General features: G+C 62.5%; 17 protein-coding genes. 8 read left to right on the forward strand and 9 right to left on the reverse strand.

The window, feature by feature from the left end:
- Position 1: 1 nt before the first annotated feature.
- The 4 genes from lolB to H040_RS20155 form a co-directional block, all read right to left on the reverse strand.
- A complete protein-coding gene (gene lolB, locus H040_RS20135) occupies positions 2-619 on the reverse strand; it encodes a lipoprotein insertase outer membrane protein LolB (protein ID WP_027918301.1) in 618 nt (205 codons plus the stop codon).
- 4 nt (positions 620-623) lie between these two features.
- Positions 624-2336, reverse strand: a complete 1713-nt coding sequence (locus tag H040_RS20140) for a tetratricopeptide repeat protein (protein ID WP_027918302.1) — start codon at positions 2334-2336, stop codon at positions 624-626.
- A gap of 528 nt (positions 2337-2864) precedes the next feature.
- Positions 2865-3839, reverse strand: a complete 975-nt coding sequence (locus H040_RS20150) for a hypothetical protein (protein WP_027918303.1) — start codon at positions 3837-3839, stop codon at positions 2865-2867.
- A gap of 10 nt (positions 3840-3849) precedes the next feature.
- Positions 3850-4338, reverse strand: coding sequence for an Hcp family type VI secretion system effector (locus H040_RS20155; RefSeq protein ID WP_027918304.1), 489 nt, complete (start codon positions 4336-4338; stop codon positions 3850-3852).
- Positions 4339-4795: 457 nt separating this feature from the next.
- On the opposite strand from H040_RS20155, the gene hemA reads away from it, so the two are divergent.
- The 6 genes from hemA to H040_RS20185 all read left to right on the forward strand — a co-directional run bounded on the left by hemA (position 4796) and on the right by H040_RS20185 (position 10144).
- Positions 4796-6073: a glutamyl-tRNA reductase gene (gene hemA, locus H040_RS20160; RefSeq protein ID WP_027918305.1), complete on the forward strand. Its 1278-nt coding sequence runs from the start codon at positions 4796-4798 to the stop codon at positions 6071-6073.
- Positions 6070-7152 carry a peptide chain release factor 1 gene (gene prfA / locus H040_RS20165; RefSeq protein ID WP_027918306.1) on the forward strand — a complete coding sequence of 361 codons (1083 nt, stop codon included), beginning with the start codon at positions 6070-6072 and terminating at the stop codon, positions 7150-7152. The genes hemA and prfA overlap by 4 nt, the downstream gene beginning before the upstream one ends.
- Positions 7152-7982, forward strand: a complete 831-nt coding sequence (gene prmC / locus H040_RS20170) for a peptide chain release factor N(5)-glutamine methyltransferase (protein WP_027918307.1) — start codon at positions 7152-7154, stop codon at positions 7980-7982. Before prfA ends, prmC begins: the two co-directional genes overlap by 1 nt.
- Complete coding sequence (locus H040_RS20175) at positions 7976-8731, forward strand: molybdopterin-synthase adenylyltransferase MoeB (protein ID WP_027918308.1); 756 nt, start codon at positions 7976-7978, stop codon at positions 8729-8731. The genes prmC and H040_RS20175 overlap by 7 nt, the downstream gene beginning before the upstream one ends.
- Positions 8724-9521: a glutamate racemase gene (gene murI / locus H040_RS20180; RefSeq protein WP_027918309.1), complete on the forward strand. Its 798-nt coding sequence runs from the start codon at positions 8724-8726 to the stop codon at positions 9519-9521. Before H040_RS20175 ends, murI begins: the two co-directional genes overlap by 8 nt.
- A gap of 104 nt (positions 9522-9625) precedes the next feature.
- Positions 9626-10144: an acyloxyacyl hydrolase gene (locus tag H040_RS20185; RefSeq protein WP_027918310.1), complete on the forward strand. Its 519-nt coding sequence runs from the start codon at positions 9626-9628 to the stop codon at positions 10142-10144.
- Between the two features lie 44 nt (positions 10145-10188).
- Here H040_RS20185 and H040_RS20190 read toward each other — a convergent pair whose 3' ends face one another.
- From H040_RS20190 to H040_RS20210, 5 genes are all read right to left on the reverse strand, one after another.
- Positions 10189-10887: an SDR family oxidoreductase gene (locus H040_RS20190; RefSeq protein WP_027918311.1), complete on the reverse strand. Its 699-nt coding sequence runs from the start codon at positions 10885-10887 to the stop codon at positions 10189-10191.
- A 17-nt stretch (positions 10888-10904) separates the two neighbouring features.
- The gene (gene phrB, locus H040_RS20195; protein ID WP_027918312.1) at positions 10905-12326 is read right to left on the reverse strand and encodes a deoxyribodipyrimidine photo-lyase; all 1422 of its coding nucleotides are present in this window, start codon (positions 12324-12326) and stop codon (positions 10905-10907) included.
- A gap of 11 nt (positions 12327-12337) precedes the next feature.
- The gene (locus tag H040_RS20200; RefSeq protein WP_027918313.1) at positions 12338-13216 is read right to left on the reverse strand and encodes a MerR family transcriptional regulator; all 879 of its coding nucleotides are present in this window, start codon (positions 13214-13216) and stop codon (positions 12338-12340) included.
- Positions 13206-14174, reverse strand: a complete 969-nt coding sequence (locus tag H040_RS20205; RefSeq protein ID WP_027918314.1) for a YbgA family protein — start codon at positions 14172-14174, stop codon at positions 13206-13208. The genes H040_RS20200 and H040_RS20205 overlap by 11 nt, the downstream gene beginning before the upstream one ends.
- A 107-nt stretch (positions 14175-14281) precedes the next feature.
- Positions 14282-15268, reverse strand: coding sequence for an NAD(P)/FAD-dependent oxidoreductase (locus H040_RS20210; protein WP_027918315.1), 987 nt, complete (start codon positions 15266-15268; stop codon positions 14282-14284).
- A gap of 187 nt (positions 15269-15455) precedes the next feature.
- Here H040_RS20210 and H040_RS20215 point away from each other — a divergent pair, with 187 nt between their 5' ends.
- A complete protein-coding gene (locus tag H040_RS20215) occupies positions 15456-16361 on the forward strand; it encodes a TIGR01777 family oxidoreductase (protein WP_027918316.1) in 906 nt (301 codons plus the stop codon).
- A gap of 13 nt (positions 16362-16374) precedes the next feature.
- On the forward strand, positions 16375-17388 hold the full coding sequence (gene hemH, locus H040_RS20220; RefSeq protein WP_027918317.1) for a ferrochelatase: 1014 nt from the start codon (positions 16375-16377) through the stop codon (positions 17386-17388).
- Positions 17389-17400 lie beyond the last annotated feature (12 nt).

Raw genomic sequence — 17400 nt, forward strand, 5'->3', positions numbered from 1 at the left:
ATCAGTGCCCCAGCTGGCGCGGCTGCCAGTCCTTGACCACCAGGGTCACGTCGAGATCCTTGCCATGCAGTTTCAGGCGTTCGGGTAGCCAGTAGCCGTTCTGCTCGGTGTAGCTCAGGTACTGCACCTGCCAGCCGTCCTGCTCGAGGCTGGCCAGGCGGCTGTCGCCGTCCAGGGTCAGCTTGCTCTTGCTGTCGGGGGCGGGCAGGCCGCGCACCCACCAGACCAGGTGCGAGACCGGCAGCTGCCAGCCGAGCTGTTCTTCCAGCAGGGCTTCGGGGCTTGCGGCTTCATAGCGGCCCTGGTTGGCCACTTCCAGCACCACGCCACCGGGGCGGCCGGTCAGGCGAGCAGCGCCGCGGCCGAGCGGGCCGGCCAGGCGGATGTCGTAATAATCCTGGCGTTGCAGCCAGAACAGCGTGCCGCTGCCGGAATCGCGCGGGGCACGGATGCCGACCTTGCCGTTGATCTGCCAGCCGTCGAGGCTGCTCAACTGCTCTTTATGGGCGCGCCACTGCTGCGGGTCGCCGTGGCCCTGCAGGGCTTCGCGGCTCCCGAAGCCGGCGCAACCGGCCAGCAGGGCGATCAGGGTAAAGGTGATGCAATGGCGCAGGAACATGGCGTTAAAGAGTCTCGGATCCGGTCAGGCGCAGGAGGGTCTTGCGCAGGATAGGGCTGTCGGCCTGGGCTTCGAAGCCCTTGGCCCAGACTTGTCGGGCCTCGCGGCGCTTGCCGTTGGCCCACAGGACTTCGCCCAGGTGGGCAGCCACTTCATGGTCGGGGAAGCGGGCAAAGGCTTGGCGCAGGTAGTTTTCAGCCTCGGCGAGGTTGCCAAGCCGGTAGTTGATCCAGCCCATGCTGTCGAGTACGGCCGGGTCGTCCGGGGTCAGCTGGTGGGCTTTGTCGATCAGGACCTTGGCTTCGCTGTAGCGGGTGGTGCGATCGGCCAGCGTGTAGCCGAGGGCGTTCAGCGCCATGGCGTTTTCGGGCTCGCGGGCGATGATGGCGCGCAAGTCTTTTTCCATCAGCGGCAGGTCATCGCGCTTTTCGGCCAGCATGGCGCGGGTATAAAGCAGGTTGAGGTCGTCCGGGTAATGCTTGAGGGCTTGTTGCAGCACCTGGTCAGCCTGGGCGTCCTTGTTATTGTTGCTGTAGCTTTCCGATTCGATCAGGTACAGCTGCACGGCCAGGTCCGGCTGCGTTTCGCGGGCTTCGGCGAGCAGGCGCGATGCTTCGGCGCCGCGGCCGTTGGCAATGAGGATGTCAGCCTGGCGCAATTGGGCCGGCAGGTAGTCCGGGCCAGTGCCGACCAGGGCATATTCGCGCAGGGCACCTGCCGGGTCGTGGCGTTCTTCGGCGATGCGGCCCAGGTTCAGGTGGGCGGCGTCGACGTTGCTGTCGCGCTCGATCAGCTCGCGCAGGTAGACCTCGGCTTCGTCCCAGTCTTTCATCTCCAGGCACACCAGGGCCAGGGAGTAACGCGACTCATCGTCATCCGGGTACTGCTGAACCAGGCTGAGGAATTCGGCCTTGGCATCGGCCATGCGGTCCTGTTCGACCAAGGTGCGCGCATAGGTCAGGCGCAGGCGCTTGTCATCCGGGTTGTCACGGATCGCCCCACGCAGCAGCGGCAGCGCCTCAGGGCCGCGGTCCAGGGCCTGGAGCAGGCGGGCGCGCAACAGGATCGGGGCGATTTCGCCATTCTGCGCCGGGTGCGCCTCGAGCAGGTCGAGGGCTTCCTGGGACTTGCCGTCCTGATTCAGCAGCAGCGCCTTGCCGAACACCAGCTGGCTGTTGTCCGGGTATTTGACCAGCAGGCGGTCGAAGCTCTGCATCAGGCCGTCGCGCGTGCTCTGGTCGGTTTCGGCGGCCGACAAGGCGAGGAAGTCGAAGTGGGTGTCACCCTGGCCCTGCAACACCTTCTCCATATAGGTCATGGAGTCGTCGTAGCGACCGGCTCGGGCCAGCTGGATGGCGGCGGCGCGCTGGGCGTCGAGGTTCTCCGGGTCGTTCTTGGCCCAGATCAGGGCGCTGTCGAGGGCCGGCTCGTCGGCGCCGAGGTACTCGGCAATCCGGTAGGCGCGCTCGGAGACGCCCGGGTCCTGGGTCTTCTCGGCCTGGTCGGCGTAGTTGGCCAGGGCGATGTCGAAGCGGTTGCGCTGGCCGGCCAGCTCGGCCACCAGCAGGCTATAAAGGGTGTCCTGCGTGAACGACCCATACACCTCGGGCTTCTTTGCCTCGGCCTCGGCGGCAGGAGGCTCGGCCTTTTGCGGGGCCAGGCTCTGGCAGCCCTGGAGCAGGGCGAAGGCAAGCAGCAATGCGTAGGGTCTGTTCATAGAGAGGCTTAAAAAGACTAACCGGCGGTCGGAGCATGATGACACAAGCGCGGGGGCAAACCCACCTGCGAAGGTCGTGGTTTACAGCTTGGTGGTGCTAGGTCGGACAGCGGGGTAGGTAAGAGGTTCGGTGGTGTAGATCGCCCCGTGGATTCGGTCATTGAGCTGGAAACAGGAAGTGGGAAAGTACAAGCGCTGATAGTAGCGTCATATGCAGGGCCAGCAGACAAAGAAGAATGCGTCGGTGCTTTGCGGGGAAAGCCTTGATCTCCTCCGCGTTAACGAGTCCTCGCCATATGAAAAGTTTGGGGATTGCCAATACTACCGATATGGAACCAGTGCGTATTAATTTTCCTGGCAGGCCGGCGTGCTTGTAGATGTTTCTGTTATCTATGATGTATTTGCAGTTTGGTAAGGATGACTCAAAAATCTCTGTGTATTTATGAGCAGCGTAGCACTGGGCTATGAATGTGAGTGCCATGGGGGTAATTATTAAAAATCCTACTATTCCCGGATCCATGGCGGCGTTCACTTCAGGCTTTCTCGATATAGAAAATCACCGAAGGATTTGCCCTTTTCTCCGCCGTACTCACCTGCATATTTTCCTCCTATGGCACCTCCAACAACCGCACAAGCAAGTGCACCTGTCCCGGCACTGGCAATGCCCAGAGCTGCGCACACCGCAGGGCCCATATATGCACCAGCATAACCTCCAGCGCTAGCGCCTACTAAACCACCAACCAAAGATGTAGTCTCGACGAACTGCGCTCTGCTGCATTCGTCCTCTCTCCCCAAGGTACAGGCCTTCTGAATCTCGAGCCCCGTAGCTCCCACCCCGAGTGCTACGCCGATATAGCTGCCATTCTTGATCAAGCGTGCAGCTTTGCCCTCCCCGGCAACCTTATCCGCATACCCCGCAATTTCCCCTGAATTCAAATAGCTTTTAGTGGAAATACCAAGCGTTCTCTTGATTGATCCTTTGTTTCGCAAGCCGGCACCAAACGCTGCCATTTTACTCAACTGCTCGTCCAGCCTGGCGAACAGCGCCGCGCGCCTGGCATAAAACTGATCGCGAGCCTTGAGCGTCCCTGAACTCATATGCTCCTGATACAGCTTTTCAATTTCCAGCAACGTGCCCTGAATCGTCTTCAGGTGCCTGCTCCAGCCATCGCTGACCACGCCTGCGCCTGTAGCGGCATGGGTAAGCAGACTTTTGAGCAACTCGAAATTCTCCAGAAAGAACTCGTCGGCACCTTGCCCGCTACGCATCAACCCCATGTGTACTACGCCAGCCTTTGCCATCAGGTACGCCTCCTGGCTGGTGCATGAGGGCGTGGACCAGTCGCCGATAATGACCAGTTCGCCGCTTCTGACCACGCTGTTGTAAATGTGTGAATTCAGGACGTCGAACTTGCTGGCCGAATGCCCACTGAGCGCAAGGCCGGCCTTGAGTGTGTGGTAGTTCTGCATGTTGGGGTTGATGAACGCGCGGGCTTTGGTCATGGCGTTATCCTCACGCGTATTTCTTGTTGCTGATCCGGTCCCAGCCGCCAGCGATGTTACCGCCGCCAGAGCCGTCGATGCGTTTCTGCTGGGTATAGGTGGTCTTGATTCGGCCGTAATCGAGTTGCACTACCTCGATCGGCACACCATCGGCAGCGCTCTGTGTGTAGTCGGCAATGATCACTTCTTCGAGAATGACCTCGTAATACTTGAGTTTGTCGCCGCCTGCGCGGCACAACGCGAGTTTCACTTCTTTCAGATGCAGGCCGGCACAACTGGCTTCCATCAGTTTGCAACTGGCACTGTCGAGAAACTTGGTGAATCTGAAGTTGCTGACGGCGGTGCGGCCCGAGGTGGCGCCACCGGCAGAGCTTGCAGTGGCTGAGGTGCTTTGGCTGACGCCAAACTCGTAGCCGGTAACCTCAATCCATTTATTATATTTTTCATCCAGGGCCTCACCTGGTATTTCGTCGATTTTTATGTACGCATCAAATGCCATGCTTACCTCTCCTTGGCAATCTATTCAGGGTGTGAAGTGCTGACGGGTAACTTGGTCCGGTCAGTGATTGGCAAGGCTAGGCACCGATATCTGGGAAGGCAATAGAGAGGGCAGTATTTGGGAAATGGACTACAAGATTGTGGATAACTCCGCTGTGAATATTGTCGAAAGATTTCATTGAAAGGTGTTTTTGTAGGAAATATTACGTGCCAGCAGTGCAATCGCTCGGGGCGAGCAGACTGGTGAGGGAGGGGGACTCACGAGAAATTGGTTTAACCTGCGCTGGCCTCTTCGCGGGCAAGCCCGCTCCCACAGGTTTCGTGCTTGCCTCGGCCGTGGACCGGGGCTCCCCGGGGCCGGGTCGGCCCGGCCTATCACGACAATAGCGAACGGTGGTTGTTCTAAAACCTGCGAAAGAGGACAATTATCGGCTTCCCGTCACAACCAGCGACCTTGCATGGCCTTTCTTGCACTTGGTATCAACCATAAGACTGCCTCGGTAGACGTACGCGAGCGCGTGGCGTTTACCCCAGAGCAGCTGGTCGACGCCCTGCAGCAGCTCTGCCGACTGACCGCCAGCCGTGAGGCGGCGATCCTGTCGACCTGCAACCGTAGCGAGCTTTACATAGAGCAGGACCATCTGTCCGCCGACGCCGTGCTGCAATGGCTGGCCGAATATCACCGGCTGAGCCTGGATGAGTTGCGCGCCAGCGCCTACATCCACGAAGAGCACGATGCGGTGAAGCACATGATGCGGGTAGCCTCCGGGCTCGACTCGCTGGTGCTCGGCGAACCGCAGATCCTCGGCCAGATGAAGTCCGCCTACGCGGTGGCGCGTGAGGCCGGTACCATCGGCCCGCTGCTGGGGCGCCTGTTCCAGGCCACCTTCAGTGCTGCCAAACAGGTGCGTACCGACACCGCGATCGGCGAAAACCCGGTGTCCGTGGCATTCGCCGCAGTCAGCCTGGCCAAGCAGATCTTCACCGACCTGGGCCGCAGCCAGGCCCTGCTGATCGGTGCCGGTGAAACCATCACTCTGGTCGCCCGCCACCTGCATGAGCAAGGCGTGCGCCGCATCGTCGTGGCCAACCGCACCCTGGAACGGGCGAGCATTCTTGCCGAGCAGTTTGGTGCCCATGCCGTGCTGCTGGCCGACATTCCGCAGGAACTGGCCAACAGTGATATCGTCATCAGTTCCACCGCCAGCCAGCTGCCGATCCTTGGCAAGGGCGCGGTGGAAAGCGCGCTGAAGCAGCGCCGACACAAACCGATCTTCATGGTCGACATCGCCGTGCCGCGCGACATCGAGCCGCAAGTTGGCGAACTCGACGACGTCTACCTGTACACCGTCGATGACCTGCACGAAGTGGTCGCGGAAAACCTCAAGAGCCGCCAGGGCGCGGCCCAGGCCGCCGAGGATCTGGTTTCGGTGGGCGCCGAAGACTTCATGCTGCGCCTGCGCGAACTGGCCGCTGTCGATGTGTTGCGCGCTTACCGCCAGCGAAGCGAGCGCCTGCGTGACGAAGAACTGCAAAAGGCCCAGCGTCTGCTGGCCAATGGCGGCAACCCCGAGGATGTACTGGCGCAACTGGCCCGGGGGCTGACCAACAAACTCCTGCATGCGCCCAGCGTGCAGCTGAAAAAGCTCTCGGCCGAGGGCCGCCTTGATGCGCTGGCCATGGCCCAGGAACTCTTTGCCCTCAATGAGGGCTCGACGGACAAATCCCCGCAATGAAAGCGTCGCTGCTGAACAAACTGGAGATTCTCCAGGACCGCTTCGAGGAACTCACCGCGCTGCTTGGTGACGCCGAAGTCATATCCGACCAGACCCGCTTCCGCGCCTATTCCCGCGAATATGCCGAAGTCGAGCCGGTGTACGCCGCCTATAAAGAATGGCGCAAGGTGCAGGACGACCTCGAAGGCGCCCAGGCGCTGCTCAAGGACGCCGACCCCGACCTGCGTGAGATGGCCGTGGAGGAAGTGCGCGAAGCCAAGGAACAGCTGGTCGAGCTGGAGTCCAACCTTCAGCGCATGCTGCTGCCCAAGGACCCGAACGATGGCCGCAACGTGTTCCTCGAGATCCGCGCCGGCACTGGCGGCGACGAGGCGGCGATCTTCTCTGGCGACCTGTTCCGCATGTACTCGCGCTATGCCGAAAAGCGTGGCTGGCGCCTGGAGATCCTGTCCGAGAACGAGGGCGAGCACGGCGGCTACAAAGAGATCATTGCCCGAGTCGAAGGCGACAATGTGTACGGCAAGCTCAAGTTCGAGTCCGGCGCGCACCGTGTTCAACGGGTGCCGGAAACCGAATCCCAGGGCCGTATCCACACCTCAGCCTGCACCGTGGCCGTGTTGCCCGAGCCCGACGAGCAAGCGGCCATCGAGATCAACCCGGCAGACCTGCGCGTCGATACCTACCGCGCCTCGGGCGCCGGCGGCCAGCACGTGAACAAGACCGACTCGGCGATCCGCATCACCCACTTGCCCACCGGCATCGTGGTCGAGTGCCAGGAAGAGCGTTCGCAGCACAAGAACCGCGCCCGCGCCATGTCCTGGTTGTCTGCCAAGCTCAACGACATGCAGACCAGCGCCGCGCAGAACGCCATCGCCAGCGAGCGCAAGCTGCTGGTCGGCTCCGGTGACCGCTCCGAACGCATTCGTACCTACAATTATCCACAGGGGCGGGTGACCGACCACCGCATCAACCTGACCCTGTACTCCCTCGACGACATCCTCGCCGGTGGCGTGGAGGCCGTGATCGAACCGTTGCTGGCCGAATACCAGGCCGACCAACTGGCTGCCCTGGGGGACTGATGACCATCATTGCCAGCCTCTTGCGCAACGCGCAGCTACCCGATTCGCCCAGCGAGCGCCTGGACGCCGAACTGCTGCTGGCTGCCGCCATCGGCAAGTCGCGCAGCTTCCTGCACACCTGGCCCGAGCGCATTGTCAGCAGCGAGGATGCCGAAACCTACGCCGGCTACCTGCAGCGTCGCCGTGGCGGTGAACCGGTGGCCTACATTCTGGGGCAGCAGGGCTTCTGGAAGCTCGACCTGGAAGTGGCGCCTCATACGCTTATCCCGCGCCCGGATACCGAGTTGCTGGTCGAAACGGCCCTGCAGTTGCAGCCCGCATCGCCCGCCAAGGTCCTCGACCTGGGTACTGGTACCGGCGCCATTGCCCTGGCCCTGGCCAGCGATTGCCCGGCCTGGCAAGTGACGGCCGTGGACCGCGTCGAGGAAGCCGTGGCCCTGGCCGAGCGCAATCGCCAGCGCCTGGGCCTGGATAACGTTCAGGTGCTTGCCAGCCACTGGTTTGACAGCCTGGCCGGGCAGCGCTTCGACCTGATTCTCAGCAACCCGCCGTACATCCGCGCCGAAGACCCGCACCTGGTCGAAGGTGACGTGCGTTTCGAGCCCAGCAGCGCGCTGGTGGCCGGTACCGATGGCCTGGATGACCTGCGGGTGATCGTCGCCCAGGCGCCGCAGCATCTGCTGCCTGGTGGCTGGTTGCTGCTCGAACACGGTTACGATCAGGCCGCCGATGTGCGTGCCCTGCTGAGCGCACAAGGCTTCACCGAGGTGGCCAGCCGCAAGGACCTGGGTGGCCATGAGCGTATTTCACTGGGGCGCCTGCCATGCTGACCGATCAGGAACTGTTGCGTTACAGCCGGCAGATCCTGCTGGCCCAGGTGGACATCGACGGCCAGCTGCGGCTCAAGCACAGCAAGGCATTGATCGTCGGCCTTGGTGGCCTTGGCTCGCCGGTGGCGTTGTACCTGGCGGCCGCTGGTGTGGGTGAACTGCACCTGGCCGACTTCGACACCGTCGACCTGACCAACCTGCAACGCCAGGTCATCCACGACAGCGACAGCGTCGGCATGAGCAAGGTCGATTCGGCGCTGCAGCGGCTGCAGGCGATCAACCCTGAGATCACCCTGGTCGCCCACCGCCACGCACTGGATGAAGACTCCCTGGCCGCCGCCGTGGCAGCGGTCGACCTGGTGCTGGACTGCTCCGACAACTTCGGTACGCGCGAGGCGGTCAATGCGGCCTGCTTCGCGGCTGGCAAACCGCTGGTGAGCGGCGCGGCAATCCGCCTGGAAGGCCAGCTGTCGGTATTCGACCCGCGCCGTGACAACAGCCCTTGCTACCACTGCCTGTACGGCCACGGCAGCGAAGACGAACTGACCTGCAGCGAAGCCGGCGTGATCGGCCCGCTGGTAGGCCTGGTTGGCAGCTTGCAGGCACTGGAGGCGATGAAGCTGCTGGCAGGCTTTGGCGAGCCACTGGTTGGCCGCCTGCTGTTGATCGATGCCCTTGGCACGCGCCTGCGTGAGCTGCGGGTCAAGCGTGACCCGGCCTGCGCCGTGTGCGGCAAGCGCGATGGCTGAGCGCTGGGCGCCGGTCGGCGTGATGGACTCGGGGGTCGGCGGCTTGTCGGTGCTCGCCGAGATCCAGCGCCTGCTGCCCAACGAGTCGCTGCTTTACGTGGCCGATTGTGGCCATGTGCCCTATGGCGAGAAGTCCCCGGACTACATCCGCCAGCGCTGCCGGCGCATAGCCGAGTTCTTCCAGGCACAAGGTGCCAAGGCGATGGTCCTGGCCTGCAACACCGCGACCGTGGCTGCAGTCGCCGACCTGCGCGAGTTGTACCCCGACTGGCCACTGGTTGGCATGGAGCCGGCAGTCAAGCCAGCTGCTGCTGCCACCCGCTCGGGCGTTGTAGGTGTGCTGGCCACCACGGGCACCTTGCAGAGCGCCAAGTTTGCCGCCTTGCTCGACCGCTTCGCCAATGATGTGCAAGTGGTCACCCAGCCCTGCCCGGGGCTGGTCGAGCTGATCGAAACCGGTGACCTTGGGAGCCCGCAGTTGCGCCAGTTACTGCTGGGTTATGTGCAGCCGCTGCTGGCCGCCGGCTGCGACACGCTGATCCTCGGCTGCACCCATTACCCCTTCCTGCGCCCACTGCTGGCCGAGATGGTGCCCGCCGAGGTGGCCATCATCGATACCGGTGCAGCCGTGGCGCGCCAGTTGCAACGCCTGCTGGCTGCGCGCGAGCTGCTGGCCGACGGGCCGGCTCGCGAAGCAAGCTTCTGGAGCAGCGGCGACCCGCTGGCGTTGAAGCAAATCCTGCCTGTGCTGTGGCAAAGCTCTGACAGTGTGCAACCTTTCGCGTTGTGAAAAAAACGTGAATAGAAGCTGAACTATCTTGCTGCTGCCGATTTCTACCACATGCCTGATGGCACGTGAGTACTAACAACAGTATGGAAAGAAGGATGTTTCTCATGAAGAAACTGCTCGGTTTGGCGGCGGCTGCCGCAGTTACTCTGGGGCAAGTGATGGCTGCGCAAGCGGCCGATGTTTCTTTTTCGGTAGGCCAGACCGGCGACTCCACCATGGTCTATCGGCTGGGGCTTCAGTCGAACTGGGATTCGAGCTGGTGGCAGAGTAGTGTTGGCCGGCTGACCGGATACTGGGACGGGGCCTATACCTACTGGGATGGCGACGAGACAGCGAGCAATCACAGCCTGTCTTTTGCACCCGTGTTCGTCTATGAATTTTCTGGCCAGTCGGTGAAACCGTATATCGAGGCGGGCATTGGCGTGGCGGCATTTTCCAGTACCGAACTTGAAAGCAATGAGCTGGGCTCATCGTTCCAGTTCGAGGACCGGATTGGTTTCGGCTTGCGTTTTGCCGGGGGGCATGAAGTCGGCGTGAGAGCGATCCACTACTCTAATGCAGGCATCAAAGAACCCAACGATGGTGTCGAGAGCTACAGCCTGCATTACCGCATGGCGCTCTGAATCTCCAGGCCATGCCCTGTCAAAGGGCATGGCCTGACTGTCATTTAGCGCGGCAGGGGCCACAAACTGCTGATATCCAGCACCTCCAGCACCAACTCTGGTTCGCGCAACGCCAGTCGCTCCAGCAGTTCATCTGCCGCGCTTTGCGGCGTCCAGGCATCTGGAACGGCATGTACGGAAGTCACCGGCGTCTTCAGCGAATGCGGCGCCACCACGGTTAGGTCAATCCCCTGGTCTTTCAGTACCTTGCGCTGCTCGCGCAACCACTGCGGCACAGTGTTCCAACCTGCCGACACGTGCGTCGGTGAGTAAAGCTGTAAGGCCGAATAACGGTTGAGGATCGCCATGACCTGCGGCTCATGCCCCTGCGCCAGCAACGGTTGAGCATTGGCCAGGCAGTGCTCGGCGGCCAGTTGGTTGCCATGGACGGTGGCCTCAAACAACTCGCTGTCCGCGACACCATCGGCCAGGTAGTCACTGGTCCCGGCGTTGATGATCAACACGTCCAGCGAGCACCAGGCATGGCATATCTGCTCTGCCGCGCTGGTGGCTTTTCCTTTTTCATTCAATTGCCAAGGCAGGCTCAACAGCCGACTACCATGGCGCACTGCCAATGCTTCGAACGCCTCGCTTTCCCTGCCACTTGCTGCAACCCGATGTCCTTGATTGAGCAAGCGCTCCACCAGGGCCAAACCCAGTCCATTGCTGGCCCCCGTAACCCAGAAACGACGCGAGTGATTCAAGCTACTGCCCTCTAAGCCTATCGGCGTGGAAGGCTCTTGAATGCCTCCAGCGCACGGTGGCGACTGCTGGTGAGATCGACAATTGGACTGTGATACTGATTATCGGCAAAGAGATTAGTGTGCTTTAACGGTTGATGGATAGATTTTTCATCCAGACCCCGTAACTCCGGCAGCCAGTGGCGAATAAACCGGCCCTCGGGGTCGAAACGCTGCGACTGCGAAACCGGGTTGAAGATACGGAAATAGGGTACTGCGTCGGTGCCCGTCGAGGCGCTCCACTGCCAGCCACCGTTGTTGGCCGCCAAGTCGCCGTCTATCAGGTGACGCATGAAATGGCGTTCGCCCAGCCGCCAGTCGATCAGCAGGTTCTTGCTGAGGAACATGGCGACGATCATGCGCAGCCGGTTGTGCATCCAGCCGGTGTGCAGCAGTTGGCGCATGGCCGCATCGATGATCGGGAAGCCAGTGCGGCCCTCCTGCCAGGCCTTGAAGTCGTCTGGCGCATTGCGCCACGGCAGAGCTTCGGTCTGTGCGCGGAAAGCCCGATGTCGGGAGACCTGTGGATAACCCGTCAGGATGTGTTTGTAGAATTCACGCCACAGCAGTTCGTTGATCCACGTCTGAATGCCGCTGCTGCCGCTGTCGAACTCACCGCGGTTGCTGGCGAGGGCAGCATGCAGGCATTGCCGGGGCGAGATCACGCCTGCGGCCAGGTAGGCAGACAGCTGGCTGGTGCCGGGCTTGGCCGGGAGGTCGCGCAGGTGCTCGTAGTCCTCGACCGTTTCATCGAGAAAACGGCCGAGCCGCACCTGTGCTTCGCGTTCACCGGCCGGCCAGTGATCGCTCAGGGCGCGGGCAGGCTTGTCGAAGCCATCGATATGCTGCGGGATCGGGTCGCTGGTGATATCCAGTGGCTGCTGGGGTTTCACGCGCCTGGCCAGTGACGGCAGGCTGCGGTGCAGGTGTTCAAGGCAGACTCTCTTGAACTGGCTGAAAACCTGGAAGTAGTCGCCGCTGCGGGTCAAGATGGTGCCCGGGCGGAAGAACAACTGGTCAAGGTAGCTGTGGGCGCGGACACCGGAGTCTTCCAGCAGCTTGCGCGTGGCGGCATCGCGACGCTCTTCGTTGATACCGTATTCGTCGTTCCAGTGCACCGCGTCGATGTTGTGCTGGCGGCAGACTTCGAGCAGGGTGGCCGGTGCCTGGTCCCAGGTATCGATCTTGCGCACCAGCAGCGGGATGTTCAGCGTGTCCAGCGACTGGCGCAGCTGGCGCAGGTTGCGTAACCAGAAATCGACCTTGCAGGCGGCGTCGTCGTGGGCCTGCCATTGGCCGGGGCTGGCCAGCCACAAGGCCACAGTCGGGCCGCGTTCGCAGGCGACGCTGAGGGCGGAGTTGTCATCAATGCGCAGGTCGCTGCGCAGCCAGATCAGTTGCATGGGGTACTCGTCTATACAGGCCGGCGGTCATTGCCTTGCAGCACACGCAATGCCGCCTGCGGGGTATCGAACAGGAAAAGGTCGGATAGGTCCAAAGCGTGCAGCTGCGCCTGGTGCAGGGCGATGGTGGCGCCGCCCAGCAGCTTGGTCCCGGCAATACCCTGCAAGGTACGCTGCAAGGCACTGGCATCGATACGTGGTCCAAGGTGCAGCAGCACGGCCCGCGGTTGCAGGGCGGTCACGGCACGTTGCAGCTGCGCGCTGGCCACCGGTTGCTCAAAAACCTCGACTGGGATGCCGTTGCTGCTCAGCAGCCAGGCGCACAGCCACAGGCTTGGGTCGAACGGGCGCTCACTGTCTTCGCACAGCAGCACGGCCGGCCCTTGTAACGATTGATTGTCGTGATACACCCTGGTCCCGAGCTTGCTGCGCAGCCAGGTGTGGAAAAACACTTGCTCAAGGCGTGCGTTGAAGTGGTTGCGCCAGCGCGCGGCGAGGGATTGCAGTAAGGGCAGCAGCAGTTGTTCACACAAGGTGACGGCGGGGTACAAGGCCATGACCTGGTTAAGCTGCTGGTCGAGGGCGCGCTGGGAAAGGTTGGCGATGGCCTCTATCAGCTGCTGTTGACGCGGTTGCCAGTCGCCCATCGGTGCCCGCTCTGGCGGCTGGTCGAGCAGTTCGCGAACCTGGCCGACTGAAGCGCCGCGTTCAAGCCAGGCAAGAATCGCCTGCACGCGCACGAGCTGGTCTTGCCCGTACAGGCGGTGCCCTTTGGCGGTACGTTGTGGTTTAAGCAGGCCATACCGCCGCTCCCAGGCACGCAACGTGACAGGGTTTACGCCAGTGCGCCGGGCCAGTTCGCCGATCGGCAGGAGTGCTTCAGACAGCATTGCGCAGGCCTAGGCTGGCAGGGTGCGGTTGCAGGTAGGTCTGTTGCTGCAGGTAAGGATCCGGATGCTTGCGCAGGTGATGCTTGAGCAAGGTCAGCGGCACCACCAGCGGTACCTCGCCTTGCTGGTACTGGCCAATGATGTGCTGCAGTTCGGCCTTGTCCTGCTGTGTCAGCGAGTCTTTGAAGTAGCCGCTCAGGTGCTGCAGCACATTGCAGTGGGTGCCACGGCTGGCGCAGCGGCGCAGGGCCTGCATCAGCTGGGTGAAATAGCGTGGCCCGATCTGTTCGGGGTCATCTTCGCGGCTCATGCTGCCCAGCAGGCGGCCGAGCTGGCGATAGGCCTGGGGGTTGTTGGCCATCAGCAGGTACTTGTAGCGTGAATGGAAGTGTACCAGCGCGCCTCGGCTCAAACCTTGCACCAGTAATTGCTGCCAGTCGGCGTACGCATAGACGCGGCTGATGAAGTTCTCGCGCAGCACCGGGTCATGCAGGCGACCTTCCTCCTCCACCGGCAGATCCGGGCGACGGGCACAGAAGGCTGCGGCATACGCCCCCGTGCCGCCTTGCGGCGCGGGGTGGCCGTTGTCCTGATAGACCTTGACCCGTTCCAGGCCGCAGGAGGGGGACTTCTGCATGAAGATGTAGCCACAGATGTCATCGAGCTCATCGGCCATCTGTTCGGCGTAGTTGCGCAGGGGGCGGGTCAGGTCCGTGCCCGGGTTGCGCGTGCCAACCACGGTTGGCCGCTCGGGGTCGCCGACCAGGCGAATAGGCTCGCGTGGTATACCCAGACCAATTGCGACCTCGGGGCACACCGGCAGCCATTCGAAGTGCGCTTGCAGCTGCTCACGGCACAGATCGGAAGCTTTGTGCCCGCCGTTGTAGCGCACATTGTGGCCGGTCAGGCAGGCGCTGATAGCGATACGGGGCTTATGCGCGGGGGCGGTTTCGTGCATGGCTGTCTCCGGAAAACTTGTACATGGAAGAAAGCGCGTACAAGTTTATTCCAGCACAGCCAGAAAGTTATGCAACAAGTATTTCTGTAAAGCGTTGCCAACCGATGTTATTCGAGATGTTCCAGCAGCCGTCGCGCAGCCTCCTGGCCGCTGAGCCAGGCACCTTCGACGCGGCCTGACAGGCACCAGTCGCCGCAGGCATACAGCCCTTGGTCGGCATCGGCCAGTGCGCCCCATTCGTGATTGCCGGCCGGCCTTGCGTACAGCCAGCGATGGGCCAGGGCGAAACTGGGTGCCGGAACTACACAGCCGACCAGCTCGGCGAATTCCCCCCACAGTTGTTCGATGACTTCTTCCTTGGCCAGGTCGATGTGCTGCTTGCTCCAGTCGGACGTGGCGTGCAGCACCCAGGTGTCGAGGTGCTCTTCACGGCCGGGCTTGCTGCGGTTGCGGGCCAGCCAGTCGAGCGCGCTGTCCTGCACGAAGCAGCCTTGCATCGGCGTATCCAGCGCTGTCTGGAATGCCAGGGCGACTGCCCAGGTAGGCTCCATCTGCACACCGGCCGCCACTGCCGCGAGCTTGGGCGTGGCCGCCAGCAGCTGGGTGGCCTGGGGCGCGGGCACGGCGATCACCACGCGGCTGAATGGGCCATGGCTGCACCCTTCAGTGTCTTGCAGGTGCCAGAATTGCTTGCCGCGGAACACCTCGGCGATACGGCAGCCAAAGTTGACCGTGACGTCCTTGAGCAGGCCGCGGGTGATGGCGCTCATGCGAGGCACGCCAACCCAGCGCGTCTGTTCATCGGGGGAGGGGGTGAGCTCGCCATCGCGGTAGTTGTACAGCTGCGGCTTCCATTGCTCGGCCCAGCCAGCGGCTACCCACTGCTGCACCTGCTCGACGAAGCGTCGGTCACGGGCAGTGAAGTACTGCGCGCCAAGGTCGAGCGCGCCGGCTTCGCTGCGCTTGCTGGCCATGCGCCCGCCACTGCCGTGGCCTTTGTCGAACAAGTGAACGGACTGCCCGGCCTTTTGCAGGGCCTGGGCGGCGGAAAGGCCGGCGATACCGGCACCGATGATGGCAATAGGTACTGTCATGATGGCCTCTTCGAACCTTGCTGTAGGCAGACTACGCTGTCTGGCAAACCTGTACAATGCAAAAACTTTGTATAAGGTTATTCCGCTTCATAGCCATGTTGGCCTATGTTTATCCGAGAGCGATGGGTCTGGAAAAGTGCCTTGTTCTTAAAAATAGACCATGGCCGCACGCTGCGAGGACACAGCCATGCATATATTGCTGACAGGTGGTACCGGGTTGATCGGCCAGCACCTTTGCCAATACTGGCTTGGCAAGGGCCATCGCCTCACCGTGTGGAGCCGGCGCCCTGACCAGGTGCCGCGATTGTGTGGCAGCGAGGTGCGTGGCATAGGCCGGCTGGAGGATCTGGGCGCCGATGAGCAGGTGGATGCGGTGGTCAATCTGGCAGGTGCGCCGATCGCCGATCGGCCGTGGTCGGGCTCGCGGCGCAATCTGTTATGGGCCAGTCGTATCACCCTTACCGAACAGCTGCTGGCCTGGCTGGGCAGCCGTGAACAGCGCCCCGAGGTGCTGATTTCCGGTTCCGCCGTGGGCTGGTATGGCGATGGCGGCGAGCGGGAATTGACCGAGGCCTCGCCGCCGGTTCGCGAAGACTTCGCCAGCCAGTTGTGCATCGCCTGGGAAGAAACCGCCCAGCGCGCACAACAGCTTGGCATTCGCGTGGTGCTGGTGCGCACCGGGCTCGTGCTGGCCAGTGACGGCGGCTTTTTGTCGCGCCTGCGCCTGCCGTTCAAGCTGGGGCTTGGCGGGCCGTTGGGTGATGGCCGGCAGTGGATGCCGTGGGTGCATATCGACGACCAGATCGCTCTGATAGATTTTCTCTTGCAGCACAAGGATGCCAGCGGTCCTTATAATGCCTGCGCGCCAGAACCGGTACGCAACCGCGATTTCGCCAAGGCGTTGGGGCGTGCGCTGCATCGGCCAGCGTTCATGCCGATGCCTGGCTTGCTGCTCAAGGCTGGCCTGGGCGAGCTGTCGACCTTGCTGCTTGGCGGCCAGCGGGCGCGCCCGGTGCGTTTGCTGGCGGCAGGCTTCACCTTCCGCTTCAACGATCTGCAATCGGCGCTGGGCAACTTGTCCAGCCGCCTCTGACATAGGACGCTGCATGACCGATCACGCTCTGTTGCTGGTCAACCTGGGCTCCCCGGCCTCCACCTCGGTGGCCGATGTGCGCCGCTACCTCAACCAGTTCCTCATGGACCCCTACGTGATCGACCTGCCCTGGCCGGTGCGTCGGCTGCTGGTGTCGCTGATCCTGGTCAAGCGCCCGGAGCAGTCGGCGCATGCGTATGCTTCGATCTGGTGGGATGAAGGCTCGCCGCTGGTAGTGCTGACCCGCCGCCTGCAGGCGGCGATGGTCGAGCACTGGCCGCACGGGCCGGTGGAAGTTGCCATGCGCTACGGTGAGCCGGCGCTGCCCGAGGTGCTGGCGCGCCTGGCGGCACAAGGTGTACGCAAGGTGACCCTGGCGCCACTTTATCCACAGTTCGCCGACAGCACGGTGACCACCGTGGTGGCGCTGGCGCAGCAGACCGTTGCCGAACGCCACTTGCCGCTGCAGCTGCGGGTGCTGCAACCGTTCTACGACCACCCAGCGTACGTCGAAGCCCTGGTGGCCAGTGCCAGGCCGTATCTGCAGCAGGATTACGACCACCTGCTGCTGAGCTTCCATGGCTTGCCAGAGCGCCATCTGAAGAAGCTCGACCCCACCGGCAAGCATGATTTCCAGGCGGCAGACTGCTGCAAGGACGCCAGCGCCGAGATGCGAGCGGTGTGCTACCGCGGGCAGTGTCTGGCGACAGCCAAGGCCTTTGCGACGAAGATGGGCATCCCCGATGGCAAATGGTCGGTGTCGTTCCAGTCGCGGTTGGGGCGGGCCAAATGGATCGAGCCTTACACCGAGACGCGCCTGGATGAGCTGGCCAAGGCCGGCGTGAAGAAGTTGCTGGTGATGTGCCCGGCGTTCGTTGCCGACTGCATCGAGACGCTGGAAGAGATTGGCATGCGTGGCAGCGAGCAGTTTATCGAGGCGGGCGGCAAGGAGTTGGTGCTGGTGCCGTGCCTGAATGACCACCCGGAGTGGGTGAAGGTGTTGGCGGGGATGTGCGAGAAGGTCTGATTTTTAGTTAAT

The organism is Pseudomonas sp. URMO17WK12:I7, assembly GCF_003269045.1.
Lineage (GTDB): Bacteria > Pseudomonadota > Gammaproteobacteria > Pseudomonadales > Pseudomonadaceae > Aquipseudomonas > Aquipseudomonas putida_J.

What these genes read in the sequence shown, in the direction of transcription:
- H040_RS20175 (WP_027918308.1), top strand. Translation starts at nt 7,976, where the DNA reads ATGCTGACCGATCAGGAACTGTTGCGTTACAGCCGGCAGATCCTGCTG.
- hemA (WP_027918305.1), top strand. Translation starts at nt 4,796, where the DNA reads ATGGCCTTTCTTGCACTTGGTATCAACCATAAGACTGCCTCGGTAGAC.
- H040_RS20200 (WP_027918313.1), bottom strand. Translation starts at nt 13,216, where the DNA reads ATGCTGTCTGAAGCACTCCTGCCGATCGGCGAACTGGCCCGGCGCACT.
- murI (WP_027918309.1), top strand. Translation starts at nt 8,724, where the DNA reads ATGGCTGAGCGCTGGGCGCCGGTCGGCGTGATGGACTCGGGGGTCGGC.
- H040_RS20210 (WP_027918315.1), bottom strand. Translation starts at nt 15,268, where the DNA reads ATGACAGTACCTATTGCCATCATCGGTGCCGGTATCGCCGGCCTTTCC.
- prfA (WP_027918306.1), top strand. Translation starts at nt 6,070, where the DNA reads ATGAAAGCGTCGCTGCTGAACAAACTGGAGATTCTCCAGGACCGCTTC.
- H040_RS20215 (WP_027918316.1), top strand. Translation starts at nt 15,456, where the DNA reads ATGCATATATTGCTGACAGGTGGTACCGGGTTGATCGGCCAGCACCTT.
- lolB (WP_027918301.1), bottom strand. Translation starts at nt 619, where the DNA reads ATGTTCCTGCGCCATTGCATCACCTTTACCCTGATCGCCCTGCTGGCC.
- H040_RS20150 (WP_027918303.1), bottom strand. Translation starts at nt 3,839, where the DNA reads ATGACCAAAGCCCGCGCGTTCATCAACCCCAACATGCAGAACTACCAC.
- H040_RS20185 (WP_027918310.1), top strand. Translation starts at nt 9,626, where the DNA reads ATGAAGAAACTGCTCGGTTTGGCGGCGGCTGCCGCAGTTACTCTGGGG.
- H040_RS20205 (WP_027918314.1), bottom strand. Translation starts at nt 14,174, where the DNA reads ATGCACGAAACCGCCCCCGCGCATAAGCCCCGTATCGCTATCAGCGCC.
- hemH (WP_027918317.1), top strand. Translation starts at nt 16,375, where the DNA reads ATGACCGATCACGCTCTGTTGCTGGTCAACCTGGGCTCCCCGGCCTCC.
- phrB (WP_027918312.1), bottom strand. Translation starts at nt 12,326, where the DNA reads ATGCAACTGATCTGGCTGCGCAGCGACCTGCGCATTGATGACAACTCC.
- H040_RS20155 (WP_027918304.1), bottom strand. Translation starts at nt 4,338, where the DNA reads ATGGCATTTGATGCGTACATAAAAATCGACGAAATACCAGGTGAGGCC.
- prmC (WP_027918307.1), top strand. Translation starts at nt 7,152, where the DNA reads ATGACCATCATTGCCAGCCTCTTGCGCAACGCGCAGCTACCCGATTCG.
- H040_RS20140 (WP_027918302.1), bottom strand. Translation starts at nt 2,336, where the DNA reads ATGAACAGACCCTACGCATTGCTGCTTGCCTTCGCCCTGCTCCAGGGC.